The sequence below is a fragment of the uncultured Faecalibacterium sp. genome (assembly GCF_900066275.1).
In the GTDB taxonomy this organism is placed as follows: Bacteria; Bacillota; Clostridia; order Oscillospirales; family Ruminococcaceae; genus Faecalibacterium; species Faecalibacterium taiwanense.
In genome coordinates, this window is record NZ_FMFG01000036.1 from 1 (window position 1) to 25,063 (window position 25,063).

A 25,063-nucleotide genomic window follows, 5' to 3' on the forward strand; every position below is an offset into this window, starting at 1 on the left:
CACATACACCAAACTTGGCTTTCCCAGACCTCTGCGTTTTCGTTCAATCAGACCAAACTTTTCGAGTTCCCGGAGCAGCTTTGTCGCTTTGTTGTCTGCGCAACACAACGCCCTCTTGACATCCTCTATCGTGAAGATAATGAACACCCGGTTCTGCTCGTCCAGCCAGCCGTTTTTCACGGACAGACTCATGCGGTCCAGCAGGATACCGTACAGGGTCTTGGCATCGGTTGACAGGCTCTGGAACCGTGGCTCCTGAAACAGAGCCTTTGGAATGCGGTAGAAGGAGAACAGCTCTCCGGCTTGTACGTAGAAGTAGTCAAGGGTCATGTGGCTTTTTCAACGTTTTGCTCCAGCTTGTGTTCAAAAAATCGACCGCCTTTCGTTTGAAAATAAAAAGCGCACTCTTTTCTTATTGAAAAGTGGTGCGCTATGTAATATAATGGCTGTATAATTTAGCTATCCAAAAGATAGTCGATGAGATATTCTTTCGGAATCATGAAAGATCGTCCGACTTTCAGGCAGCGAATTCTATGTTGATGGATTCTTCTGATGATGGCAGTCTGGCTTTTGAAACCGAGTAAAGTTGTTGCTTCTTCGACAGACAGCACATCAGGATAGTTCACAAATAATTTTTTATAATACTCTTTTGCTTGATTTTGATTCATTATCCTTGACTTTCCTTTCGTTTTGTGCCTAAGCAGAGGAGCGTTTTGCCCTGCATCCCTCCTGAACATCCCTCCAATTTCCATTTGGGCGGTCCAAACCGAAAAAACAGAGTAGAGGAAAAACGCATCGAAAAATCGTGGATATTTCAAATTATTGCTCGTTGAGGCGTGAATTTTGCCTTTGCACAGTGGGAACCAGATATCACTAGATATCACTGGATGACACCAGATGGAAGATGAGGACAAAAACTCAAAATCCCTTGTGCTAATAACACGTGTGGGTTCGACCCCCACCACCGGCATAAAAAGGAAGCCCTCCAGCTTGTCTGGGGGGCTTTCTTTTTATCTGCGGCGTGTGAGCGGGTCGAACAGCACGACCCTGCACAGCAGGGGAGCAATCAGCCCTGCGGGCTGTTGCTCAGTGCGCGGGAGACCCTCACCACCGGCATAAAAGCCCATCAGGCATTCGCCCAATGCCGTTAAGTTAAGAGGCTAAAGAAAAATAGACTTCATCGAAAAGATGATGTCTATTTTTTTTTGAAAAAGATCAGAAACAGATTTTACGCACCCTTTGCCGGATATGCCAAGGCCCCCACAGAACACGGGATCTGCGGGGGCCTTGCGGGCAATATTTTTACAGCATTTTGACCGCCAGTGCTTCACTGGTGCGATCCTGTGCGGCGTTGGCATTTTCGGGGTCGTCCATGGTGTAGCGCAGCACCAGCACTTCAGCCACATACAGCAGCGCCACCTTGACCGGGATGTTGCCGGAGTCCAGCGGGCTTTCCTGCGCACCACACAGCAGCACGATATCCGCCAGCTTTGCGCCGGGCGAATCCTCATAATGGGTGAGCAGAATGATCTTTGCGCCCGCCGCCTTGGCCGCGCGCAGCGTTTCCAGCATATCGCGGGTAGCGCCGGAATAGGAAACGAACAGCACCACATCCTCCGGGGTCATCAGGCTGGCCGTGATCAGCTGCATGTGGCTGTCGCCTGCCGTGCGGAACTTGGTGGAGATGCAGGCAAAGCGGGCGCAGATATCATTTGCAATATACATGCTGCCGCCCTGACCAAGGCAGTACACCTGCCGGGCCTTGTGCATCAGCTCCGAAGCCTTGTCCACCGCCTCCGGCGAAAGATTGTTCTGGGTGCCGTTGATAGTAGTCATCAGCAGGGCGCTGGCGTGCTCGCACAAAGTTGCCGTGTCGGCATCCGGCTCCGGCACATGCTGGTTGACCAGTGCACCGGTGGCGTTGGCCTGCGCCAGCGCAATGCGCATTTCATGATAGCCCTCAAACCCCAGCGCCCGGCAGAAGCGGAACACCGTTGCCTCTGCCACACAGCACTCCTTTGCCAGCGAGGAGATGGACAGATACTGTGCCTCTGCCGCGTGCTGCACAAGATAGTCCGCCACGGTGCGGCCCGATTTTGTCAGGTCGCCCTGATGCTGCTGCAGCAGCTCCCAAAAATTCGTTGCCATTTTTCTTTTTCCTCTTTTCCGGCGCAGCAGTCCACCGACCCGGATCAGCTGCCGACCGTTTCATTCACCTTTGTAAAAAGTATAAAAGATTCGTCCCCGCTTCGCAAGAGACGCATTGCCCACATTTTGGCTCGCAGTTCTGTGCAGAGCACACAGTTTTGGCGGAAAAACCGGCCATTTTGTGAAAATATCTTTCAATTTTGCATTTTTGTTTAGAAAAACATTTTCACTATCGTTTTGGTGGGTTTGTACCGTTCTGTAATAATTTCAGAAGAGTAAAGCAAGGTTTTCTTTGCATTTCAACATATATCCCACGCTTTTGTGCACAATGTACACTGTCATTCTGAAAATTTATGAAAACCATGAATGGACAAAATGAAAATATTTTTCTATAATGGAGCCATCAAGAGCGGCCGCTGGCACGGCAGGCCGCCAACAACGTGAAGCATCTTGAATGCGAAGGAGAAACTACTATGAAAAACTGCATTTCCCGCCGTTCGTTCCTGAAGGCCGCTGGCATTCTGGGCGCAGCCGGCGCTCTGGCCGCATGCGGCGGCTCTTCTGCAAGCACCAGCACTGCTGCTTCCACCGCAGGTTCTACCGCTGCAAGCGCAGCTGCTTCTTCCACCAGCATCAAGCTGTGGACATACCCCATCGGCGGCTGGGGCAATGACGAGACCGTTCAGGGTCTGGTTTCCAGCTTCAACGCAAAGTATCCTGACATCAAGGTCACTGTGGAGTATCTGGACTACACCAACGGCGACGATCAGGTGAACACCGCCATCGAGGGCGGCAGCGCACCTGATCTGATCATGGAAGGTCCCGAGCGTCTGGTTGCAAACTGGGGCGCAAAGGGCGTTATGGCTCCGCTGAACGACCTGTGGACCGACGATGCCAAGAAGGACATTTACGAGTCCGTTGAGTCCGCCTGCAAGGACACTGCCGGCAACTACTACGAGTATCCCCTGTGCATGACCGCACACTGCATGGCCGTGAACATGACCAAGGTCAAGGAAGTGGGCGCTGACCAGTACATTGATACCGACAAGCATACCTGGAGCACCGACGGCTTCCTGAAGACCGTTGATGCCCTGTACAACGGCGGTTACGAGAACGTTGCAGCCATCTACTGCGCAGGTCAGGGCGGCGACCAGGGCACCCGCGCCATCATCAACAACATGTACGGCGGCACCTTTACCGATGCAGCCCACACCAAGTACACTGCCGACTCCGCCGAGAACATCAAGGCGATCCAGACCCTGCACGACACCAAGGGCATCAACTTTGACGCTTCCATCGCAGGCGGCGACGAGATTACCCTGTTCCGCAACGGCACCCTGCAGATGGCATTCTGCTGGAACATTGCACAGCAGGCCAACAGCGACAACAACGCCGCCGGTCTGACCAACGATGGCGACGAGATCTTCCCCATGGCCTTCCCCACCGACAGCGGCGACCCGAAGCTGTGTGGCGGCATCTGGGGCTTCGGCATCTTTGATAACGGCGACGAGGCCAAGATCGAAGCAGCCAGGACCTTCATCGACTTCATCGCTGCCGACCCCGATCAGGTTAAGGACAGTGTGCTGGCTTCCACCTACTTCCCGGTCCGCACCAGCGTGGGCGATATCTACGCCGACAACGAGATCATGAGCGAGTACAGCAAGTTCATGGCTTATCTGGGCGACTACTACCAGATCACTCCGGGCTGGGCAACCGCACGTACCGAGTGGTGGAACATGCTGCAGCGCGTCGGCTCCGGTGAGGATGTCGAGACTGCCGTCAAGACCTTTGTGGACAACGCAAACGCTGCCGCACAGGCATAAGCCCATCCACTCTGCCGGGGGCAGATAATTATTGACGCTTCGCCCCTTCCTCGAAGATCCCGACGAGGGAGGGGCTTTATTTGTAAAAAAAAAAATCATAACCGAAAGGAACGGTGATTCTCTTGGCTGCAAAAACGGCGATCAAAGAGCCTAAGCGCAGCAGTGCGCTGGTACGGCGCGAGACCTTCGCTTCCTATTGCTTCCTGCTGCCCAGCCTGATCTTCTTTCTGGGCTTCGTCATTTACCCCATGGTGCTGTGCGTGGTGACCAGCTTCTTCGATTCCACCATGAACCGTGCCGACATCTTTGTGGGGCTTGCAAACTACAAGGAACTGTTCACAGACCCCATCTTTCTGGGTGCCTTAAAGAACACCTTCATCATCGTGGTGGTGTCCGTGCCCGTGACCTGCGCCTTCTCGCTGTGGGTCTCCTCTGCCATCGTAGACCTGCCCGAGTGGGCTACCAGCCTTTTCCGCTGCGTGTTCTACCTGCCCGTGGTCACCGGCTCTGTGGCTGTTACCGTGGTGTGGAAGTGGATGTACAACAACTACTATGGCATCTTCAACTATCTGGGCAAGACTCTGGGCCTCATTGACAAGAACATCAACTGGCTGGGTGATGAGCGCTTTGCTCTGGGCTGCATCATCCTGATCCTGCTCACCACCTCTGTGGGCCAGCCCATCGTGCTGTACGTTTCCGCTCTGGGCAATGTGGACCAGTCCATCGTGGAAGCTGCAGAAGTGGATGGTGCCACCGATTTCCAGTGTTTCTGGAAGATCAAGTGGCCCGCCATCATGCCCACCACCTTGTACATTCTGGTCATTACCACCATCAACTCCTTCCAGTGCTTTGCGCTGATCCAACTTCTGACTTCCGGCGGCCCCAACCACAGCACCGATACCATCATGTACTACATCTACTACACCGCCTTCAAGCTGTACCGCTACGGCTACGGCAACGCAATGGGTGTGGTGCTGGCAGTCATCATCGCCATTCTGTCGGCCGTCCAGTTCAAGCTGGGCAATCAGGATAATTAAAGGAGGTGCCGGACAATGAGTGCAAATGCCGCTGCAAAAAAGCAAAAACCGTTGAAGCGTCACCCCAGCAAGCTCAAGAGAATGAGCGCCTACATGATCCTGACGCTGATCCTCATCAGCATCGTTGCGGTGCTGTTCGCCTTCCCGCTGTACTGGATCATCACCGGTTCCTTCAAGACCGGTGCCGCCATCAACGCCACCACCCCCGAATGGTGGCCCAGCCAGTGGGTGCTGACCAACTACCAGAAGCTGTTCTCCGGCAAGAGCGCCCCGCTGTGGCAGCTGGCTGTGCCCTTTGGCTCCAAGTTCAGCGCTAACGGCGAGCCCATCTACTTCTCGGTAGGCCCCACCGCTCCCGCTGCCATCCGCTGGATGATCAACACCGTGTTCATGGCCGTCATGTCCATGATCCTCACCTGCATCACAGCCGCCATGGCCGGCTATGCACTGGCAAAAAAGCGCTTTGTAGGCCGCAAGCTGCTGTTCACCCTCATCGTGTGTGCAATGGCTCTGCCCAAGCAGGTCATTCTGATTCCCCTGCTGCGCGAAATGAGCAGCCTGAACCTGTACAACACCATCTGGGCCGTCATCTTCCCCATCGTGGGCTGGCCCTTTGGTGTGTTCCTGATGAAGCAGTTCAGTGAGGGCATTCCCACTGAGATGCTGGAAGCGGCCCGCATCGACGGTGCAAGCGAGGCCAAGACCTTCATCGACATCGTGCTGCCCATGGTCAAGCCGGGCATCGGTGCACTGGCCATTTTTACCTTCATCAACAGCTGGAACGACTACTTCATGCAGTTGATCATGCTGTCCAGCACCAGCAACCTGACCATTTCTCTGGGCATTGCAAAGCTGCAGGCTGAGAACAGCACCGACTTTGGCCTGATCATGGCAGGTGCCGCACTGGCTGCTGTGCCTATCATCATCATCTTCCTCATTTTCCAGAAGTACTTTACCAAGGGCATCGCTATGGGTGCTGTTAAGGGCTAAAATCCCGACCGCCGCCTGCGGCGGAAACAGGGAGGGATTTTTGGCGCAGCGGTCTGCAAGACGCAAGGCCCGCCCAAGGGCCGAAGCGGATGCAGGGCACCGCAAGAGGGCGCTGATGCCGCTGCCCGGAACAGAAAGCGTACGAGCTTGATGCAAAACCATTTCATCTGTATTTATTACTATTTTTAAAGAAGGGTTTGGAACATGAAAGATATCAAAAAATATCAGGGTGTCATCCCCGCCTTTTACGCCTGCTACGACGCAGAGGGCAATATTTCTACCGAGGGCGTCAAGGCCCTTACCCGCCATCTGATCGCCAAAGGCGTCAAGGGCGTGTATGTAGGCGGTTCCTCCGGCGAGTGCATCTACCAGCACGTAGATGAGCGCAAGGCCGTTCTGGAAGCCGTGATGAGCGAAGCCAAGGGCAAGCTGACCGTCATTGCGCATGTCGGCTGCAACAATACCGCCGACAGCGTGGAGCTGGCCCGCCATGCCGAGAGCGTGGGCGTGGATGCCATTGCATCCATTCCTCCCATCTACTTCCACCTGCCGGAGTACGCCATTGCAAAGTACTGGAACGATATGTCCGCTGCTGCTCCCAACACCGAGTTCGTCATCTACAACATCCCGCAGCTGGCAGGCACCGGCCTGACCATGAGCCTGCTGAAGGAAATGCTCAAGAACCCCAATGTAGTGGCTGTGAAGAACAGCTCCATGCCCACGCAGGACATCCAGATGTTCAAGGATGCCGGTATCGCCGCCCGCGGCGAGGGGAACTTTGTGGTGTTCAACGGCCCCGATGAGCAGTTCGTTTCCGGCCGTGTGATCGGCGCAGACGGCGGCATCGGCGGCACCTACGCCGTCATGCCCGAGCTGTATCTGGCCATGAACGACCACATCAACAAGGGCGAGATCGAAGCCGCCCGCGCCATCCAGTACGATGCCGACCGCATCATCTACAAGATGTGCGAAGCCCACGGCAACCTGTACGCCGTGCAGAAGGAGATCCTGCGCCGGATGTACGGTCTGGAGCTGGGCGGCGTGCGTGAGCCGATGCCCGGCCTGATCCCGGAAGATGAAGCCATCGTGGCCGAAGCACAGGCCATGATCGAAGCTGCCATCGCAAAACTGTAAAATTGAAGCAGCGCCCCTCTCCGTCTCTTTTCAGAGGGGAGAGCGGGCGCTTGTTTTTGGAGGGACGTTTTATGATCTGTGATACCCTGCAGCACCTGACGCGCTACAAGGGCCTTTGCAAAAATCTCGACACGGCCATTGATTACCTGCTGACCCACGACCCTGCCAGCCTGCCTCTGGGCCGCACCGAGGTGGATGGCGAGGAAGTTTTTATTAACACGATGGATGCCACGCTCCATTCGGACGATGGCTACCACCCGGAATATCACAAAAGGTACGCCGACCTGCAGCTCGACATCACCGGCAGCGAGGGCTGGGGCTTTACCACAAATCCCGGCAGGGAGATCGGCGATTTTACCGGCGACTGCGGTTTTCAGGACAGCGCCAGTGTCGTGACCGGCACACTGGGCGAAGGACGCTTTGTGCTGTTCTTCCCCACGGAGCTGCACAAACCCGGCCTTGTACAGCACGGCTGTGTGGGCGTGCGCAAGGCTGTTGTAAAGATTCGGATGGAGGATTGAACGATGGATAAGGAAAAACTGTTTGCTCAGATCAAGGGCGGTCTGATCGTCTCCTGTCAGGCACTGGAGACGGAGCCCCTGTACACGAAAGAGGGCGGCGTGATGCCGCTGATGGCGAAAGCCGCCGCCATGAGCGGTGCTGTGGGCATCCGTGCCAACACCGTGCGCGACATTACCCAGATCAAGCAGGTGGTGGATCTGCCGGTCATCGGCATCATCAAAAAGGACTACCCCGGCACGCCCATGTACATCACCGTTACCATGAAGGAAGTGGACGAGCTGGTGGAGTGCGGCGTGGACATCCTTGCCGTGCAGGGCACCGGTGCCCTGCGCCCGGACGGCTCCACCTCTGCCCAGTTCATCCGCACCATCAAGGCAAAGTATCCCGACCAGCTGGTCATGGCCGACTGCGACAACTTTGAGAATGCCATGGCCTGCGCCGAAGCCGGTGCCGACTTTGTGGGCACCACCATGCGCGGCTACACCCCGGAGACCAAGGGCATTGACGATATCGACTTTGATTTTGTCCATAAGCTGGCCGCAGAGTGCCCGGCAAAGGTCATTGCCGAGGGCCACATCCACTACCCGGAGCAGGCGGTCAAGGCGCTGGAAGCCGGTGCATTCGCACTGGTGGTGGGCGGTGCCATCACCCGCCCGGCAGAGATCACGGCCCGCTTTACCGGTGCCATCAACGCCGCAAAAAAGTAAAATGGAGTGTGCCGGATGAAACAGTATTTTGGCATTGATATCGGCGGCACCGCCGTCAAGCTGGGCATCGTGGATGAGACCGGCAGGGTGCTGCTCAAGGGCGAAGAGAGCGTCAGCTTTGACGGCTACCAGACGCCTGTTCTCACCACCGTGCGCAGGGCCGCAAAGGAGTTTTTGACCACAAATGCAATTCCGGTGGAAAGCCTTGCGGGCATCGGCGTTTCGGCCACCGGTCAGATCGACAGCCGCAAGGGCATCGTGGCCGGTACCTGCGGCAACTTTCCCAATTACATCGGCAGCCCTATCAAGTCTGCGCTGGAAGAGGACTTCGGCCTGCCAGTCACAGTGGCCAACGACGCCAACTGCATGACACTGGGTGAAGTGTGGGTCGGCGCCGCACAGGGCTATACGGACGTGATCGGTGTGACCCTTGGCACCGGCGTGGGCGGCGGCATCCTGACCGGAGGCCATTTGTTAGAGGGTGCACGGGGCCTTGGCGGTGAGCTGGGTCACTACCGCACCCACGCGCTGGACGGTGTGGACTGTACCTGCGGCGCAAAGGGCTGCTGGGAACGCTACGCTGCCACCACCGCGCTGGTGCGCGCCGCACAGGAAAAGAACCCCGATTGGAAGGACGGCCGCGCCATCTTTGCCGCAGCCGAAGCAGGCAACGAGACAGTTCTTGCCCTGCTGGACCACTGGACGGACGAGATCGCACAGGGCCTTGCAGGCATGGTGCACATCTTCAACCCGCAGCTCATTCTGATCGGCGGCGGCGTGAGCGCGCAGCAAAAACTGCTGATCGAACCCATTGCCGCAAAGGTGAAAGCATCGGTCATGCCCGCCTTTGCAGAGGGGCTGGAAGTGCGCGCCGCTCAGCTGCACAACGATGCCGGTATGGTGGGCGCAGTGTACTACTTCCGGCAGACCATGGAAAAGGAGTAATCATATATGAAAACACATATCCTCTGTCTGGGTGATTCCAACACCCACGGCTACTGTGCCGACCCGAACGACTGCGCCGACCACGGCATCCGCTTCAATGAAGAGGAGCGCTGGACCTGCCGCCTGCAGAAGGCGCTGGGCGACGAATATCTTGTGACCGAAGAGGGACTTTCCGGCCGAACCACCGTATTTGTGGACCCTATCCACGAATCCATGGATGCCCTCAGCGTCATCTATGCCCTGCTCAAGAGCCACGAGGTCATCGACCTGCTCATCATCATGCTGGGCACGAACGATGTGAAGGAGCGCTTTGGTGCCAATGCCGCCTGCATTGCTGCAGGCATGGAGCGGCTCATCCTCAAAGCAAAGAGCGTAGACTGCTGGGGCACCAAACAGCCCAATATTCTGGTGGTGGCACCTCCTCCCATCGGTGCAGGCTTCCACGACGCTGTGATGGGCGATGGCTGTGTGGAAAAATCTGCCGGTGTAGCCGGGCAGCTCCGCATCATCTGCGAGCGGCAGGGCGTGCACTTCCTGGACGCAAAGGACTGCGAGTTCAACAAGGTGGATTTCATGCACCTGACCCGCAAGGGTCACGCACAGCTGGCGGAGCTTCTGGTAAAAGAAGTGCCGGGCTTGATCTGAGCTGAGCACGATTTTAAAAGCTCTCTGCTTCGCTCTGAGCATCTTTAGCGGAATTATTATTTTTATTGGGTTCTCAAAAAGCCTGCGGGCTTTTTGAGAACTTTTTTTCACGAAATAGGGTCATAACCACAAACGGCATCAAACTCACAAGCAGCCTATATTTTATTTTTAATTTCCGTTTTGTTCATCTTGTAAAACATAGCAGAATCGGCTATACTTTCCGCAGAAAGAACCATTGAAAGGAACTGTGCCATGCCTGAACTTTTAAAAGCGCCTGTTACCCCTGCTCAGCAGGCAAGAGACACCCTTTTGGGTGCCCTCGTGGGGCTTGCCCGGGCCACCACCAACGAGCCCAAAACGGACGACACCGACGAGGTGCTGAACGCCGGTCTGCGCCTTGCCGCGCAGCCGGATGCACCGGAGGAAAGGCTGCAGCGGATGCTTGCCATTGTCCAGACTGAAAAGCACCGCGTTGCCCCGGGCTGCGCCACCTGTGCCATGCCCTGCGGCAACACGAACGATTACGATTTTGTCCGCCTGTGGGCTGCGCCCGAGAGTATCCGCACCCTCAAGCTGCAAATGCTTTCTGCCGCGTTTGCGCTGGCCCAAAAGCGCCCGCAGGGTCAGGCGCAGGCCACCGTTTATCAGCTGCTGTTCACCCTTGCCGAGGACTGGAACGAGGAGCTTCTTACCCCTGTTGTGCAACGCGCCAAGGAGCTTTGCCGGGAGTAAATCCGGGCCGGAAAGCCGCCGCTTTTACCCGCCGGGTTTGTAGCGGGAGCGTTCCCGGCGCAAACCAGAAAGGTCCGCCTTTTTTGCGTGTTTTTGTGGCAGTTCCGTAATACTGTTGCATCAAAATGCATTCCAGTGAGTTTCACACCCGATTTCCTGCCTTTTTCCGAAAGTTTTTTGCAAAAAAGACTTTACAAACCATTTCTAAAAACTTATTATATAAGTAATATATTTCATGGAGCCAATGCTGTGCAGCCCCCTGTGCAGCATTCAAATACGATCAAGGAGGGGTTTATCTATGCCCGAAAAGAAAAAGACCGCAGCGGCTGCTCCTGCTGTGGAAGCTCCTGCCGCTGAGGCCAAGGAGTCTAAGACCCGTAAATCTGCCAAGGCCCCTGCACGCCGCGGCCGTCCCCCGCTTGCACCGGAGCTGTATGTGGAGTTCAGCGGCAAGCAGTATAACGTGACCGATATCATTGACCGTGCCAAGGCCGATTACCGCGCTACCCACAAGGTTGGCGTGCAGTCCTGCAAGGTATACGTCAAGCCCGAGGAAGACGCTGCTTATTACGTGATCAACAAAGTCTCCGGCAAGCTGGAGCTGTAACTTTTCCTGTCTTCTTTTCTCCTGCTGCAAAGCACTCCGCACCTGTTTTGCGGCAGGTTGTCCGTTCCCACACAAGGCTCCATTTTAAACCGTAAAAAAAGCTGCCCTGCATCCAAAAATGCAAGGCAGCTTTTCATTTTACATCAAACCATCTTTTCCAGAACGGATAATGCTGGATCACGGGGTCCGGGTCCGGGATCTCGAACACATAGCGCTCGGTAGCGTTGATCACGGTGGTCTTGCCGCGGGTGCACACGCGCGGCAGCTTTGCATCATAGTTCAGGTGCACATGGCCGTGCACGAACCACTGCGGCTCGTATTCATCCATCAGATCATTGAAGCACGCAAAGCCCTTGTGAGCATGATCCGTGCTGTCGTTCAGGCCAGCCGCCGGGGAGTGGGTGAGCAGCAGGTCGATGCCGCCCACATGATGGGCCTTGCGCCAGAGTTTGCGCACACGGCGGCGCATTTCCCTTTCCGTATACTGGAAGCTGTCCTCCCGGTTATTGTAGCGGATGCTGCCGCCCAGTCCCATAATGCGCAGGCCCTTCCACACATACACGCTGTCGTCCACACAAATGCATCCGCCAGGTTCATTTTCCCTGTAACTGCCGTCGTGGTTGCCGTGGACATACAAGATGGGCGCAGCCGTAAAGTTCGTAAGATATTCCAGATACTTCTGCGGCAGATCCCCGCAGGAAAGGATCAGGTCGATGCCTTCCAGATGTTCGCGGGTACCGTAGTCCCACAGTGCTTTAGAGGGCACATCCGAAATTGCAAGAATTTTCACATCGGTTTGCTCCGTTCTCTCTCGGCCTGAGGGCCGCTTATTTCACAAACCCTTTCAGGGTATTGAGGCCGTTGATCGCCATAAGCACATGCGTTTTTACATCCAGTTCATCGTAGTGCGGCAGCGCACCTTCCACGCATTCGTCCAGCCAGTCCATCTCCATCAATTCCTTGGGACTGTAGACCACGGCCTCCGGCGAGTGCAGCACATGCCCCTGCGCGTACAGGTCTTCCGGGAAGATGCGCAGGTCATCCTCGTGCAGCATCTTTTCCATCAGGTCCAGCAGCTGTAAAGTGCCTGCGGGCAGGTCTTTGCTGTAATCGATCTCCTCTGCGCCGCTGCGCATGCCCCACCAGTAATTCACCGCCCGGGCACCGGCAGCATCGCTGTCCCATGCACCGTCAAAAATGGAGCGGATGATCTCGATATAAAACGTATCCCACCGCCACACGGGCAGGCCCAGCGGCTGCAAACTGCCGTCCGGCATGCGGCGCACAAGGCCGTAGTCCCGGTGGGTGCCTTCCGGCTCGCGGTTATCCCGGGCATAGAAGATCTCCACATCCGGCCGGTCGGAGAAATCCAGCGGGTGTGCCGGGTCCGGCAGGCAGGCCCAGCGCAGCACCACCTTTGCGTCCGGGCGCACGGTCTTCAGGCCCTGCGCATAGGCGTTTACTGCCGCCGGGATGCCATACACCGGGTTTGCCGCCACATAGCCCACGCGGTCGGTCCTTGCCATCACGCCGGCCAGCATTCCCAGCAGATAGGTCACTTCATACGTGCGGGGATAGTAGGTGCGCACCAGCGGGTGCGGCGCGTTGAGCGAGCAGTTCAGGATGCGGGTCTTGGGGTGCTGGGCCGCCACCTTTAGGCAGGCGGTATGCATCCGGGCACTTGAGGTGAACACCACGTCGGCATTGTCGTGAGCCACATCCTCCAGCACCTGCTCCGCGTCCACCTCAGGCTCGATGTTCTCTTTGCGGGTGATGAATACCCGGTCCGGGAACGCCTGCTGCAGCGCTTCGATGCCCTTGTCGTGGGCACGCACCCATGCGCTGTTTTCGGCGTTGTGCTCGTGCAGGAACACCACCTTCAGCTCGCTGGGCTTTGTAAAGATGTTCAGCTTTGCCAGCAGCGGTTCGCCGGGGCCCTGCTTCGGCTCCAGCGAAAGGGCCACGGCCTGCGGCTCGGTGAGCACCTTCACCTCATCCCACAGCTTTTCCAGATTCTGCTTCATCTGGCTGGGCGTGCTCTCGCAGGCATCCGCGTAACGGTAGACCGACAGATACACCAGCATGGCATCGCCGGCAGTCAGATTCAGTCCGCCGCCGCCCAGAGCCAGAAACTGCTGGCGGAACATGGTATAGAAGGAGGAAAAGCTCAGCCGGTCATCATCCGTCCAGCTTTCACCGCTGGCCTTGCACACCAGCGTCTGCAATTTTGCGTAACCCCCCAGACGGGAGAAATGCACATCGTTGACCTTGGAGAGCTTGTAAAAATCCAGAAATTCGTAGTAGATACGGTTTTCCAGACTGTCGTTCCGTTCCGGGACGAGCCGCGTGACCGTGCCCGCGATTCTGACCGCATCAAAATACTTGAGCACCGATACCCGCTTGTTGCCTTCCTGCACATAGAATTTGTTCAGGAACTCGTAGGCGATGATAGGGGTGTGGATGCCCTCTTCCAGATGTGCATCGCAGAGGTTCGACCACTTGCCTGCAAACTCGGTGTCCGGCTCCAGCAGGGGCATAAAGTTCGGTGCAAAGGCGGTGTGACGGCCGCTGGTCTTTGTGCCGACGATGCTTTCCGCCGGGATCTCCACAAGGCCCAGTGGCTCCTGCGCCACGATGTTCACATTGACCAGAATATCGTCCAGCACCGCAAGATACGGCGACTGGCCACGCGCCACACAGGCACGGTAAGCACGCTGGCCGCTCTTCAGTGCGTTCTTGTAATCTTCCAGCATAGTTGCTCCTTTTTCTCAGCTGCAATGCGCTGCAGCCAGCTGCCGCAGCGTCCTTCTTTAGTATACCATGAAATTTGATTTTATGGGAGGATTTTCCGCACAAAAGAGTTGATTTATCCTGCAGTTTCAGGTACGATAATAGAAAGCAAACAATGATAGGAGCATTCTTTCCATGCAGACCGAACAGATCCCCGTACTCAAGGCCGACGAATATCCCGGCGGCATCTGGTATTACGAGCCGCATACATATCAGCCTTACCGTTACGTACTGGGCCGCGTTGGCACCCACCCGCTGGTATGCATTGGCATCAACCCCAGCACCGCCCAGCCCGGCGCACTGGACCCCACCTTGAAAAGTGTGGAGCGTCTTGCCGCCGCCAACGGCTTTGACAGCTGGATCATGTTCAACGTGTATCCCCAGCGCGCCACCGACCCTAACGATATGGACCGTGTGCCGGACCGCGCCCTGTGTGACGAAAACCTGCGCTGGCTCAAAGCCGTTCTGGCCCAGACCGAACCCACCATGTGGGCAGCGTGGGGCACGCTGATCGAAAAGCGGGACTATCTGCCCGGCCTGATGCGGGAGATGGTGGCCCTGACGCGGGAGCGGGAGATCCCGTGGGTCACCTTTGGCAGGCGCAGCAAAAAGGGCCACCCCCACCACCCGCTGTACCTGCGCAAGGATTCCACCCCGGAACCCTTTGATGTGGAAAATTATCTGGACACCTGCTTTTAATTTTTCAGGTGCCCGATGCGGAGGGATCTTTTTTGACCGCAGAACATTATCACGCCCTGCACAGCTGGATGGATGCCCACCCCACAGCCAAGCGCTGTGTGGTGGCACTGGACCGCTGGCTGCCGCTCATCCCTTTTGTATGTTATCCGGTGCTGCTCTGCCTGCTGAACGTCCGGCTGTTTCGGCTGCTGGGCAGTCAGCGTCAGGCCGCACTGGACCTCACCGCCGTCATTGCGCGGACGGTGTTCGTGCCGGGGCTTACCTTCTGGGGCGGCACCATCCTGCGGGACAGGCTGAACCTGCCGCGTCCCTATGAACAGCCCGGCTTTGAACCGCTGCGGCACAAGGAGACCCGGGGACACTCCTTCCCATCCCGCCACGCGCTGAGCGCTTCCGTGCTGGCCATGGTATGGATGTATTTCTACCCGAAGACGGGCTGGGCGATGGTGGGCATCACGGTGCTCATCTGTGTTGGCCGTGTGCTGACCGGCGTGCACCATATCCGCGATGTCGTGGGCGGAGCCGCGCTTGGCTTTGCTTTGGGCTTTGCGGGCATGTGGCTGCTGTAAAGCAGTGCTTTGCGGGCTTTGAAAAAAGAAAAAAGATTTTTGCATTTTTTGCTTGACAGAATGGGGCCTGTATGGTATTATACTTCTCGCAGCGTGTGCCGACACACAGCTGCCGCCATAATGGAACCCATGGGATTACAACGTGCGCCCGTAGCTCAGGTGGATAGAGCAACTGCCTTCTAAGCAGTGGGCCGGGGGTTCGAGTCCCTTCGGGCGCATCTATGTGGTGCCCATAGCGTAGTCGGTTAACGCGCCAGATTGTGGATCTGGAGACCGTGGGTTCGAGTCCCACTGGGCACCCCACCAAAAATCCGCTGATGCTTTGCATCGGCGGATTTTTTTATTTGGCGGGGTGCCCAGTGGGGCTCGAACAAGGCGGCTCTGACGCATCAGCGGCAGAGCAACCAACAGCCCAGTGGGCTGTTGGTTAGCCTGCGGATTCCAATCAGTAGGAATGTCTACCAAGGCAAATGCTGTGCTGATGCTTTGCATCGGCGGATTTTTTTATTTGGTGGGGTATCCCAGTGGGACTCGAACAGCACGCCATTATTTTCTGCTAAAAAAGCATGTGCAGAACACCTCTGGCCGGAACGGCTCCTGTGTGCTCTGCACATGCTTTTTATTGTTTGGTAACCACCCGAACGGTCAGCGCCTCATCTGCTGCAGGATCTGTGCGATCTCTGCGCTGGAATAGCCATCCTGCCGCAGTGCGGTGCTGATGCTGGTATCGCTCTTGCCCTGGCTGCGCATCAGCATGGCCATGTAGGGCACCGTTACATTCCGGGAGGTGTCACTGCCCAGACGGGTGGCAGTGCCCGTGCTGCGGCTGGCTGTACCGGAGGACGTACTGCCCGTGCCAGTGCCGCCAGTCTTACTGCCTGCTGCCGTGCTGCCAGCGCGGCTTGCTTTCTGCGCTGCATTGGACTTTTTCAGGTTCCACTCGCCCAGTGCGATGTTCAGCTTCTGGCTTGTGACATCGTTGTTGAATTTCTGCTGGTTGAGTTTGTCCTGATACTCCCGCTCGCTCGCCTCGTTCTCGTAGCGCTGCTGGTTCAGGCTGTCCTGATACTGACGCTCCTGCAGCTGCTGGTTCCACTGAGTGTCCGCACGGTCTGCCTCGTACTGACGGTTGCCGGAGTAGATGTTGTAGCCGGTATTCAGCAGACCGCTCAGCATGGAGCCAACGCCCGTGGTGCCGCTGAGAACGATCTGCACCGCATCGCCCAGCACACCCAGCACGGTCATCACATTGCTGAACACCTGCTGGCGGCGTGCTGCCTGCTGCTGTTCCTGCGCGGAGTAATAATCGTGCAGGGTGCCCAGCTGGCTCAGATAATCCTGATACGCGCCGTAGTCCTGCGCATAGGCGTTGTTGTATGCTTCGCCCTTCTGCTTCAGCTGGGTGTAGTAGTCCGAGAGCTTGTTGTTGTACTGTTGCTGGGCATCCTGTTCGCTGTTGTTCAGCTGATCCAGCTGGCTCACCAGCTCGTTGCCGCCGCTGGTATACGTATCCAGTGCCAGACTGTACAGCGTGGGGATGGCGCTGCTCAGCGCACCGATCTGCTGCTGATACGCCTGCTGGGCGGCGCTCGTGGCATAGCTGGAGCCATAACCGCCGGTCAGGGCTGCAGCCTGCGCCGCAGCATCTGCGCTGGCATTGTGGGCGTTCTGCAAATAGTTCTGCTCGTACTGGCGGTAGAGCGGATCCTTGGTGTAGCTGTACTGGAAGCTCTCACGCTGCAGCAGCTGGTTCAAAAGCTGGTCGATCCGCTCCTGATAGCTGCTCTGATAATCGCCCGGGCGGTTTGCCTGCCACTCCTTCAGCGCATCTGCGGCATCCGTCACGGTCTGGCTGGGCTTGTAGCTGGAATTTGCCAGCGCGTTTTCCACCTCCGAGCGGCTTTCCAGTCCTGCCGCCGAATAGCCGCTCTGCACGGCAGGCTGGCCGCTGCCCTCCGTCTGCGCCTGCACAACGGCAAGCGCTTCGTCCTTTTTCTTTCTGTTTGCCATATATGATCCTTTCCTTATAAATTCTGCAGTTTCGTGCGCATCTCGTCGGACATATTCTCAACGTCCAGATTGCTCAGCACATACTGCAGCTGTTCCTGCATCTGGTACAGGTAGCTGCGCAGGGCACGGGCATCCTCCGGGTCCATATTCTCGCTGAGCTTGGGCAGGCCGATCTTGTTAATGCCCATCACGCTTGCCATTCGTCACACCTCCCCGCCTGCAATGCCGCCCTTGGCAGCGGCCATTGTTTTTGCAATGCTGCGCAGGGTGATCTGTCCCCTGCCCTTCAAGCGCAGCCGCAGGGTGCCGTGCCTCCGGGGCACGAACGGCAGATCAAAGCTGCGCCGCTTGTCCTGTGCCGTCAGGCTTGCCACCGTCTCCCATGGGCCGCCGTCATAGCTGGCGGCCACCTCCACCGTACTGCTGCACTCGGCATCCAGCCGCAGCGTCAATCGGGAAAGATACCGGTCCTCGGCCCCGTCCAGCCCAATGTCACCAGTGGTCAGCTCAAAGTTCAGCTTTTCCTCCACACCGTCGGTGGCCTGCCAGTCCGCTTCGCGGCTGGGATCTGCGGCCCACAGTGCCTGCCCGTCCCACAGATAAAGCTGTCCGCCGGTGCTGGTCATCTCGTAGGAGCACACGTTTTCTTCGCTCCAGAGCGCGCGCTCGGTATCGTACACCAGCAGCCTTGCCGTATTTTCGCCTGCCGCCGTGCGGGCCACATGCAGGTAATAGCGACCATCCAGCGCACTGCCCACCGCGCTCTGCACATTGGCCAGTCGGCCCGAATCCAACGCGCCGGACACTTTTGTTGGAATGCTGCCGTCCCATGCCATCACACCGTCCGGCGAAAGATAATAGAGCGTCTCGTTCAGCACACACAGGCTGCGCGCCGCGTTTTTGGCAACGCCCCGGCAGCGCAGCGAGGTGAGCTGAAAATCCGAAGGCTTGGAGCCATAGAGCTTGTGCAGTGTGTTCTCCTTAAAGAACAGCGCATAGCCCATGCATGTGGCCGCGCCGGTAAACGCACCATCGCTGCCCACCGTCACTGCGTAGCTGTCTGCCGCAATGCCCCGGTAGGAAAACCAGTTGGTGGGGTCGCCTAAGCGGCAGGCATAGATCACGTTTTCCTTGCTGCTGCAGCCCCATACCCGGTTGTCGCACTCGGTAACGTAGTCCAGATCCGGCACGCGGCGTTCCATCCGCACCGGCGTGCTCACCGCAAAGCTGCGTGTCTCCTTGCCGTCCAAGCTGGTCCACTGGGCGCTCTCGGCGCTCTGCACCAGCGTGCCGTAAACATGATCTCCCTCCGGGCTTACCCGCACGCGCAGCCCGTTTTCCAGCACATCGTAAACTACCAGATCCCCGTCCAGCTTTGTCCACATGCCAGCCTGCTGTGCTGCCGTGCCCTGCACGGTCACGGTATCCCACTGGGCAAATAGCCTCTGCGCGCCCGCCGCTGTGATGCGGCAGTATTCCAGCGGCACTGCCGTCCAGCTGCCGGAGGATGCGCTGTACTCTTCCAGTGTGCTGGTGCTGGCCCATGGGTGCTCCTCGTCCTCCACCTTCAAAAAGAGCTGTCCGTCTGCAGGCTTCTCCGGTTCCTCCTTGCCGTAACCGCTCACCTCGTAGGCCTTGCCCGCGGCATCGCAGGGTGCAAACTGCACGCTCTGTCCCTCTGCCTGCCATACAGCTCCCAGTGCCGAAACACTCCCGTCCGCTGTATCAAAGGCTACCTTGTCCGGGAAGATCAGGATTTTTGTACCAATGCCCACCAGTGCCTTTTTGCCGTCGGTCACTGCCTCGGTGCAGGTCACCGGGTTCGCGCCGTCGGCATCCGGCGTGTAGATCAGATCCTTCCCACAGACGGTCAGCAGCCCGTTCAGGTGATACATGCCGTTCAGCCCGGTCAACTCCCTCAGCTTGCGGCGCGGCTTGCGGGTGCTCAGCGCCGGGAAATCTCGGGCAGAAAAATTCACGCCCGCGCTGTACTCCGCTTCCGAGCAGGCATAGGTCTCGTTCAGCCCGCCGAATACCCGCACAAGACTGCGGCTGTTCTGCAGCTTCGCTCTGTTTGCCAGAACCATGCTCTCACCTCCTTACCAGCGCCACTGGGCACCCGTCAGGGTCGGGTAGCTGCGCCGCAGCCACGCCGCCAGATCTGCCAGCAGACTGTTGTACTGGGCCTGCTCCCCGACGTAGCGGTCGGTCTCACCAAGGGCCGCATCGGTCATGGCACACAGATAATGCGGATACAGCGCATCAAAAGGTGCCGGTGCCAGCAGCACATCGTCGTCCTGCAGGCTGTCGTCCCATGCAAGGTCTGCGCCCACATCGTCGTATGCATCTGTGATGCTGTTTTTAAAAAAGCGTTCCCGCAGCATCGCGTCTGCTTCCTTCAGCCACGCCTGCCGGGTGGCCAGCGCAATGCGGCTGCCCGGGCGCAGCTCTTCGGCGCGTTCCAGCGCCTGTCCTACGGTCATATGTTCACTCTCCTTTTTATAAAGGCCCGGCCGGGCAGGCTCCCCAGCCGGGCTTTTTGTCTGTTTCGGGTTTACTGGGCGGCGTTCTCTGCCGCCGCAATGCGGGCGGCGGTCAGCTCATCCTGCATCTGGCTGTGCTCCAGCACCTCGGCCACTTCGGGCGGCACTTCCACCTCCACGCCGCGGCGGATCTTATAGTTCACACCGTTCACGCTCACGAACAGATCGCCCTTGTAGCGGCTGTTATCCTTGAACAGCCGGATGCGTACATTTTTCTTTTCAGCCATGGTTCACACCTCCTCAGTTGGCAGCAGCGGTGGCGGAATAGCTGGACGCACTTTCAATGCGCACCATGTACTGCTCCACCAGACGCTCTGCCGCACGCATGCCCTTCCAGCCCACGGAAGCGCGCTGGTTCAGCGGGTCGTCGCCGTAGCCCAGCTGCTTGACGATGTGCTCCAGACCGCCGCCTTCCAGCTCGGTCACACCGTAGGCGTGGGCACCCAGCACCAGCGTGCCGAACACAGCCAGACCGTCCGGGCAGGTGGAATCCTTCCAGATCTTGGCCTCGCTGGTCTCGATGAAGCGGATGTTACCCAGCTTGCCGATTTCGCCGCGGAACATGGTGTCCGGGTCGGCGTACTTGTGCACCTCAATGAACTCCTTGCTGGTCTTCAGGTCGTAGGCGGCGTAGGGGTGGATGATGGCAATGTAGCTGTCGCCGATGGGGTCGGCGTTCATCGCGCCCAGCTGTGCCGCCGCCTGAAAGAACAGCTTCGGGGTCAGGGTGCAGGTCTTGTCCAGTGCCTTGCGGCTGGCAACGGCAGTCTCGGTGCCGCCTGCGGCCAGCTTGGGCGCATAGATCACATTGGTGCCGCCCGCCAGCACATCGCGGGTAATGCTGTCCATGGTGCGGCCTGCCTGACTTGCCAGCACACGGGTGGCCTGCACCACATTGTTGTCAATGGCGGTCATCTGCAGCACGTCGGTCAGCGGAGTCCAGCCGCCGTACTGGTGCAGATCGCTGGTGATGGTGGTCACATTCAGTGCCTGACCGTTCGGGGTCACGCCCTCGGTCAGCGGAGTGGATGCCTTGGGCAGGCTGTCGTACTTGCGGAACTCAATGGTCTTGCCGCCGTTCTGGGGCACAGGGTAGTAGTCCGCAAACTGGTCGTGCACCAGACGCGGCTCTGCCTGATCGATGAGACGCTTCTCGTAGAAGGTCTTCATCTCTTTCGACATGGTAGCGGTGGTGTTCAGGTTTTCCGCAAACAGCTGGATGTTGAAATTCTTGTTCATGCTCATATTCCTTTCTCTTGTAAAATAGTCACAATTCGATCTGTGCTCCGTGGAGCACACGGCGTTCCAGTGCTTCTCGCTGGGCGCGGGTCATGCTGGCTACATCCGGGCGGACGGTAGCCGCGCCGCCGGGTCGGATGCCGTTTTCGGTGGGCCGTGCGGCCCGCTGCTGAATGCGTTCCACCACGCCCTGCTCCACAGCCTGCGCTGCAGTGCGCAGGTTTTCGTCGTAGTGGGCCAGACGGTACGCATCCCGCACCCTCATGCCGGGCAGCTGCATCAGGCGGCGCATCTCCGGGCTGCGCAGCTCGTTCTGCAGCTCAAAATCCGGCTGGCTGCGGCGCATGGCCGCTTCCTCTGCCGCCCAGCGGGCATGCAGGCTGTGCACAGCAGCCTGTGTGCTGCGGGCAAAGCTGGACAGCGGCGGCAGTTCTGGGCGCTGCACAGGCAGTTCCTGCCGGGGCTTTTCCGGCTGCAGCTCTACGGTTTTCTCTGCCGAAGCCTGCGGCACAGCGGGCGCTTCTTTTGCTTTGTCCGGCTTCATGGTGCCGGAGGCCACCGCCTGTCGGGTCTGCGCTTCGCTCAGGGCAGGGGGAGCGGCTTCTCCCTCTGCAAAGAGCTGTAGCATAAAGGCTCCCCACGGGTTGCGGCTCCCAGCGTCCACTTCGTGCCTTGAGCGGCACTCGTGTTCTGCTGGCCGCTGCCCCAGCCTCGGCTCCCTGTTTCCGCCGCAGGCGGCGGTCGCCTCCGCTGCAAACAGCTGCAGATCCATCATGCTCTCCTTTCCTCTGCGGCTCACATCTGCAAAGCGGACATTCTCCGGGTAGCGTTCGGCCAGCAGTGCAAAGCAGGCTTTGGCCAGCTCAAAGGCACCGCGCACCCATTCTTCGCAGGGCGCATCCACGCTCACTGCCAGACGCGGACCGTCCGGCTCATCAAAGGCTTCGCTGTGGGCGTTCTCTTCCCCGGCCAGCAGGTACACAAGGCCCTGCATCACGGTGCTGGCTCCTGCACAAACGATGTCCTGCCCGGCAGGCGCATAGCCTGCATGACCGGCAGCTTCCAGCCGGCAGCTCAGCCCGGCGGGGGTATCCATCTCGCTGTAACAAACTTTCATCATAAAATTCACCTCCTTTTTAATGGATGTCCATGGCACGTACAGCGGCGGCCACCGGCAGGGCATTGCCAAGGCCCGCCAGCTTTACCGCCTGCCCGTCCTTCTGCGCAGACGCACCGCCTGCACTGCGGGCCGGTTCGTCAGGCCCGGTGCCCTGCTGGGCGATCACCGCCGCCATCTGTGCCATCTGCTGCTGCATCCTAGCCAGCTGCTGGGCAAGGGTGCCGTTCTGCCGCACCCTCTGACGCACCTTCTCAATGCCTTCAAAGTCCATCATTTCCAGTGCCGCAAGGGCGGCATCGGCATTTTCCGGCTTGAAAAAGCCCAGCTGATAGCACTCCTTGGCCGTCTCGTTCTGGGAAAGACGGCTGAAGGTGCTCTTCTTGGCGGCGCTCACCACGATGTCAAAGATCGGCTCCCGGCTGCCCAGTTCCACGCCGCCCACGCTGCCGCCGGGCACCGCCCGCAGCGCCTGCGCCGAGAAGGGCACGAACCGGCTCTCGCCGCTTTCGCCCACGATGCGGAATACCCGCTGCTCGTCGTAGAACTGGCGTATCAGCTCGATGATGAGATAGCACTGCTTTGCAAAAGCACGGTAGGCGCTCTTGAGCATATCGCGGCTGAGTTTGCTGCCTGCCTCCTGCAAGGCCGCAATGGCGCTAGCTGCGGTCACACCTCCGGCAGTGCCGCCCTGCGTCATGTCCCGGTTGCCGCTGATCTCCTTCAGCTCTTCAATGCGGCTCTGGCGGTAACTCAGGCTGTTGCCCTGCAGGCCCGCCGTCTGCAGCGGACGGAAACTGTCGTCGTTGAGCCGTCCCACCACATGCACGATGTCCCGGCTGAAATCGGCCAGCTCTTCCTCGTTCACACCCGCCGTGTCGCTGAGCACATACCGCTGCTTTGCACTCAGCAGCACGTTCTCGTCCATGGCATGGTTCATCTTGTCAATGGCCGTCTGGCAGTCCTTCATCACATCGATGTAGCCAAAGCCCGCCGGGCTGTCCTCCTCCACGAACAGCGGGTCAAATACAAAGGGGTACTGCCCGTGGTCGTACAGGCCGCTTTCTGCCAGCGCCGGGTCGTTCTGGCTGGCGTACAGCACCACGCCGTTGCAGAACTTGCAGTAGTGCAGCACCATGCGCCCCGTTTCATCCGGGCGTTTGTAGTACCAGTCCACCACCACGCTCTTGGAGCTGGTGTCCTGCCCTTCATCGTGGATGTACCGGGGCACGTCCAGCACGCTGGCGGTGTGTCCTGCCAGCTGCGGGTACTGCGCGCACAGCCGGGCCGTGTCCTCAAGGCTCAGGCTGAAAAAGTCCGGCGATGCCTGAATATCCGCCACGCCCGGCTCCCAGTAGAGCATCAGCAGGTTCACGCTGCGCACCGCAATGTCGCCAATGCCGCCGCGCATTGCAGGGTCCCAGAAGATACCGGTCACGCCGGTGCCCTGTTTGAGCTTGCGCCACCAGCAGTCGCTGTACACCTGCTCGTAGTCGGCCTGTTCCAGCACCACCGGCAAAACGCTGGAAAGTGCCCGTGCGGTGTCCTCGTCATCTGCCTCTCGGGGCAGCACGTTCGGTTCCGGGTAGTTGTCCATGGCATCGGCGTGCTTGTTGGCAATGCTGTTGAACAGCCACCCGCTGGAAGGCTGGGCCTTGCCGGGCATCATGGGGTTCTGGTAGTTCTTCCAATGGCCCATGCGGAACCACAGCTCGTTATCCACAATACGCTTGTCCAGCGCGGCCTTGCCCGCCTTGTACCGCTGCAAGGTCTGCATGGCCTCGGCCACCTGTGCTTCACCCACGGGCAAAGCTTCGTTCTCGTAATCGTCCATTGCGTTTCTCCTTTAAATTCTGTAAAATCTTGCCCGCTTGTGCAGGTTCAGCGGGTCGTCGGGCATGGGCGGCGCAGCACAGCGCACCGGCGGGCTGATAGGGTTCTCCATCAGCACATAGCGGCACTCGTCGTAAATGTGATCCTCCTGCCGGGTGTCGATGTCCTCCACGTTGCTTTCGTCGTACACAAGGTTCGGGATCGTGCGGATAAAGTGCTTGCAGGTATTGAACACCTGAAACATCGGCCTGCCGTCCGCATCAAAATTCAGCCGGTAGTGGAACTGCATCTTGCCCGCAAGCCGGGTGTTGTCGCCGGGGGACCAGCGCAGGAAGTTTGGGCTGCGCTCCATCATAGCGGCAATGCTCTCGCCGCGGCTCTCATCAAAGATGGCCGGATCGGCAATGCCGTGGATCACCCTGCCGCGCAAAAGCGGGTCGTTCTGCTCTGCCTCCCGGATGCGCCGGGCCTGTTCCACCGGGTCGATGCGCAGGCCCTCGTTCGGCCTGCCGGTGCAGCCGTACAGCTCCTTGATGCGGTACAGCCGCCCCTCCTCGTCCGCTGCGTACCACCCCACCGAGAACGGCTTGGAAAAGCCAAAATCGAACCCGCGGTAGATCTGCCAGTGCTTCGGGATGGTGAACGGTGCGATCACATGGGTCCAGCGCTGGTCTTCGTAGTGGGCCGGGTCGTTGCGCCATTCGGTAAACACCTGCCCGGAAAAGCTGTCCCAGCTGCCGTAGAGCAGCGCCTGCTTTTCCGCTTCCGGCATACTGGCAAGGCTTGCAAGGTAGCCGGGGTCGTTTGCCAGCAGGGCGGGGTTATCAAAAATACTGGAAGGGATGAACACCCGCGCCCGCTGCAGCTTCTGTTCGGTGCCGTCCGGCAGCTTTACCGTGTATTCTTCGGTGATAGGCGTGCCGGGCGGTGCGGGCGTGATGAACCGTGCCTTCACCCACCCGTGGCCGATGCC

The 25,063-nt window shown here is 58.5% G+C and carries 26 protein-coding genes and 2 tRNA genes; 14 read left to right on the forward strand and 14 right to left on the reverse strand.

What is annotated here, in order from left to right:
* The 3 genes from QZL71_RS10580 to QZL71_RS10590 form a co-directional block, all read right to left on the reverse strand.
* The coding region (locus QZL71_RS10580) for a replication initiator protein A (protein WP_294648711.1) at nucleotides 1–330 on the reverse strand (330 nt) is incomplete at its 3' end.
* 125 nt (nucleotides 331–455) lie between these two features.
* Nucleotides 456–971 (reverse strand): helix-turn-helix domain-containing protein, encoded by a 516-nt coding sequence (locus QZL71_RS10585; protein WP_294648713.1) that lies wholly within the window; start codon nucleotides 969–971, stop codon nucleotides 456–458.
* Between the two features lie 331 nt (nucleotides 972–1,302).
* Nucleotides 1,303–2,148, reverse strand: coding sequence for a MurR/RpiR family transcriptional regulator (locus QZL71_RS10590; protein ID WP_097775097.1), 846 nt, complete (start codon nucleotides 2,146–2,148; stop codon nucleotides 1,303–1,305).
* A 473-nt stretch (nucleotides 2,149–2,621) separates the two neighbouring features.
* Between QZL71_RS10590 and QZL71_RS10595 the strand changes: the two genes are divergently transcribed.
* The 10 genes from QZL71_RS10595 to QZL71_RS10640 all read left to right on the forward strand — a co-directional run bounded on the left by QZL71_RS10595 (nucleotide 2,622) and on the right by QZL71_RS10640 (nucleotide 11,290).
* Nucleotides 2,622–3,971, forward strand: a complete 1,350-nt coding sequence (locus QZL71_RS10595) for an ABC transporter substrate-binding protein (RefSeq protein ID WP_120080885.1) — start codon at nucleotides 2,622–2,624, stop codon at nucleotides 3,969–3,971.
* Nucleotides 3,972–4,084: 113 nt separating this feature from the next.
* A complete protein-coding gene (locus QZL71_RS10600; protein ID WP_005944588.1) occupies nucleotides 4,085–5,008 on the forward strand; it encodes a carbohydrate ABC transporter permease in 924 nt (307 codons plus the stop codon).
* A gap of 15 nt (nucleotides 5,009–5,023) precedes the next feature.
* Nucleotides 5,024–5,998, forward strand: coding sequence for a carbohydrate ABC transporter permease (locus QZL71_RS10605; protein ID WP_005944590.1), 975 nt, complete (start codon nucleotides 5,024–5,026; stop codon nucleotides 5,996–5,998).
* A 204-nt stretch (nucleotides 5,999–6,202) separates the two neighbouring features.
* The gene (locus tag QZL71_RS10610; RefSeq protein ID WP_207698363.1) at nucleotides 6,203–7,132 is read left to right on the forward strand and encodes a dihydrodipicolinate synthase family protein; all 930 of its coding nucleotides are present in this window, start codon (nucleotides 6,203–6,205) and stop codon (nucleotides 7,130–7,132) included.
* A gap of 71 nt (nucleotides 7,133–7,203) precedes the next feature.
* The gene (locus tag QZL71_RS10615; protein WP_294648715.1) at nucleotides 7,204–7,653 is read left to right on the forward strand and encodes a YhcH/YjgK/YiaL family protein; all 450 of its coding nucleotides are present in this window, start codon (nucleotides 7,204–7,206) and stop codon (nucleotides 7,651–7,653) included.
* Nucleotides 7,654–7,656: 3 nt separating this feature from the next.
* Complete coding sequence (locus tag QZL71_RS10620) at nucleotides 7,657–8,361, forward strand: N-acetylmannosamine-6-phosphate 2-epimerase (protein ID WP_207698364.1); 705 nt, start codon at nucleotides 7,657–7,659, stop codon at nucleotides 8,359–8,361.
* Between the two features lie 15 nt (nucleotides 8,362–8,376).
* Nucleotides 8,377–9,306: an ROK family protein gene (locus QZL71_RS10625; protein ID WP_294648717.1), complete on the forward strand. Its 930-nt coding sequence runs from the start codon at nucleotides 8,377–8,379 to the stop codon at nucleotides 9,304–9,306.
* 6 nt (nucleotides 9,307–9,312) lie between these two features.
* On the forward strand, nucleotides 9,313–9,951 hold the full coding sequence (locus QZL71_RS10630; RefSeq protein WP_294648719.1) for a GDSL-type esterase/lipase family protein: 639 nt from the start codon (nucleotides 9,313–9,315) through the stop codon (nucleotides 9,949–9,951).
* Nucleotides 9,952–10,203: 252 nt separating this feature from the next.
* Complete coding sequence (locus tag QZL71_RS10635; protein ID WP_294648721.1) at nucleotides 10,204–10,683, forward strand: hypothetical protein; 480 nt, start codon at nucleotides 10,204–10,206, stop codon at nucleotides 10,681–10,683.
* Nucleotides 10,684–10,981: 298 nt separating this feature from the next.
* Complete coding sequence (locus QZL71_RS10640) at nucleotides 10,982–11,290, forward strand: DUF6465 family protein (protein WP_005944609.1); 309 nt, start codon at nucleotides 10,982–10,984, stop codon at nucleotides 11,288–11,290.
* Between the two features lie 133 nt (nucleotides 11,291–11,423).
* Here QZL71_RS10640 and QZL71_RS10645 read toward each other — a convergent pair whose 3' ends face one another.
* Entirely contained in the window at nucleotides 11,424–12,080 is a 657-nt protein-coding gene (locus QZL71_RS10645) for a metallophosphoesterase family protein (protein WP_005944611.1), read from the reverse strand.
* A gap of 37 nt (nucleotides 12,081–12,117) precedes the next feature.
* Complete coding sequence (locus QZL71_RS10650) at nucleotides 12,118–14,043, reverse strand: BMP family ABC transporter substrate-binding protein (protein WP_294648723.1); 1,926 nt, start codon at nucleotides 14,041–14,043, stop codon at nucleotides 12,118–12,120.
* 172 nt (nucleotides 14,044–14,215) lie between these two features.
* Between QZL71_RS10650 and QZL71_RS10655 the strand changes: the two genes are divergently transcribed.
* From QZL71_RS10655 to QZL71_RS10670, 4 genes are all read left to right on the forward strand, one after another.
* Nucleotides 14,216–14,779 carry a DUF1643 domain-containing protein gene (locus tag QZL71_RS10655; protein WP_005944615.1) on the forward strand — a complete coding sequence of 188 codons (564 nt, stop codon included), beginning with the start codon at nucleotides 14,216–14,218 and terminating at the stop codon, nucleotides 14,777–14,779.
* Nucleotides 14,780–14,811: 32 nt separating this feature from the next.
* Nucleotides 14,812–15,348, forward strand: a complete 537-nt coding sequence (locus QZL71_RS10660; protein WP_294648726.1) for a phosphatase PAP2 family protein — start codon at nucleotides 14,812–14,814, stop codon at nucleotides 15,346–15,348.
* Between the two features lie 144 nt (nucleotides 15,349–15,492).
* A tRNA-Arg gene (locus tag QZL71_RS10665) sits at nucleotides 15,493–15,566 on the forward strand.
* 8 nt (nucleotides 15,567–15,574) lie between these two features.
* Nucleotides 15,575–15,651 (forward strand) — tRNA-His (locus QZL71_RS10670).
* Nucleotides 15,652–15,993: 342 nt separating this feature from the next.
* Here QZL71_RS10670 and QZL71_RS10675 read toward each other — a convergent pair.
* From QZL71_RS10675 to QZL71_RS10715, 9 genes are all read right to left on the reverse strand, one after another.
* Nucleotides 15,994–17,358, reverse strand: a complete 1,365-nt coding sequence (locus QZL71_RS10675) for a cell envelope biogenesis protein TolA (RefSeq protein WP_294648728.1) — start codon at nucleotides 17,356–17,358, stop codon at nucleotides 15,994–15,996.
* Nucleotides 17,359–17,372: 14 nt separating this feature from the next.
* Nucleotides 17,373–17,558: a hypothetical protein gene (locus tag QZL71_RS10680; protein ID WP_005944623.1), complete on the reverse strand. Its 186-nt coding sequence runs from the start codon at nucleotides 17,556–17,558 to the stop codon at nucleotides 17,373–17,375.
* A gap of 3 nt (nucleotides 17,559–17,561) precedes the next feature.
* On the reverse strand, nucleotides 17,562–19,445 hold the full coding sequence (locus QZL71_RS10685) for a hypothetical protein (protein ID WP_097776398.1): 1,884 nt from the start codon (nucleotides 19,443–19,445) through the stop codon (nucleotides 17,562–17,564).
* A gap of 12 nt (nucleotides 19,446–19,457) precedes the next feature.
* Nucleotides 19,458–19,841 (reverse strand): hypothetical protein, encoded by a 384-nt coding sequence (locus tag QZL71_RS10690; RefSeq protein WP_005944627.1) that lies wholly within the window; start codon nucleotides 19,839–19,841, stop codon nucleotides 19,458–19,460.
* Between the two features lie 71 nt (nucleotides 19,842–19,912).
* Nucleotides 19,913–20,128, reverse strand: coding sequence for a hypothetical protein (locus tag QZL71_RS10695; RefSeq protein WP_097775085.1), 216 nt, complete (start codon nucleotides 20,126–20,128; stop codon nucleotides 19,913–19,915).
* Between the two features lie 13 nt (nucleotides 20,129–20,141).
* Nucleotides 20,142–21,146: a N4-gp56 family major capsid protein gene (locus tag QZL71_RS10700; RefSeq protein WP_154256053.1), complete on the reverse strand. Its 1,005-nt coding sequence runs from the start codon at nucleotides 21,144–21,146 to the stop codon at nucleotides 20,142–20,144.
* 22 nt (nucleotides 21,147–21,168) lie between these two features.
* Nucleotides 21,169–22,260 (reverse strand): ribosomal-processing cysteine protease Prp, encoded by a 1,092-nt coding sequence (locus QZL71_RS10705; RefSeq protein ID WP_294648730.1) that lies wholly within the window; start codon nucleotides 22,258–22,260, stop codon nucleotides 21,169–21,171.
* A gap of 16 nt (nucleotides 22,261–22,276) precedes the next feature.
* The gene (locus QZL71_RS10710) at nucleotides 22,277–24,091 is read right to left on the reverse strand and encodes a portal protein (protein WP_294648732.1); all 1,815 of its coding nucleotides are present in this window, start codon (nucleotides 24,089–24,091) and stop codon (nucleotides 22,277–22,279) included.
* Between the two features lie 12 nt (nucleotides 24,092–24,103).
* Nucleotides 24,104–25,063: Terminase-like family protein (locus tag QZL71_RS10715; RefSeq protein ID WP_294648734.1), on the reverse strand; the 960-nt coding region annotated here is incomplete at its 5' end.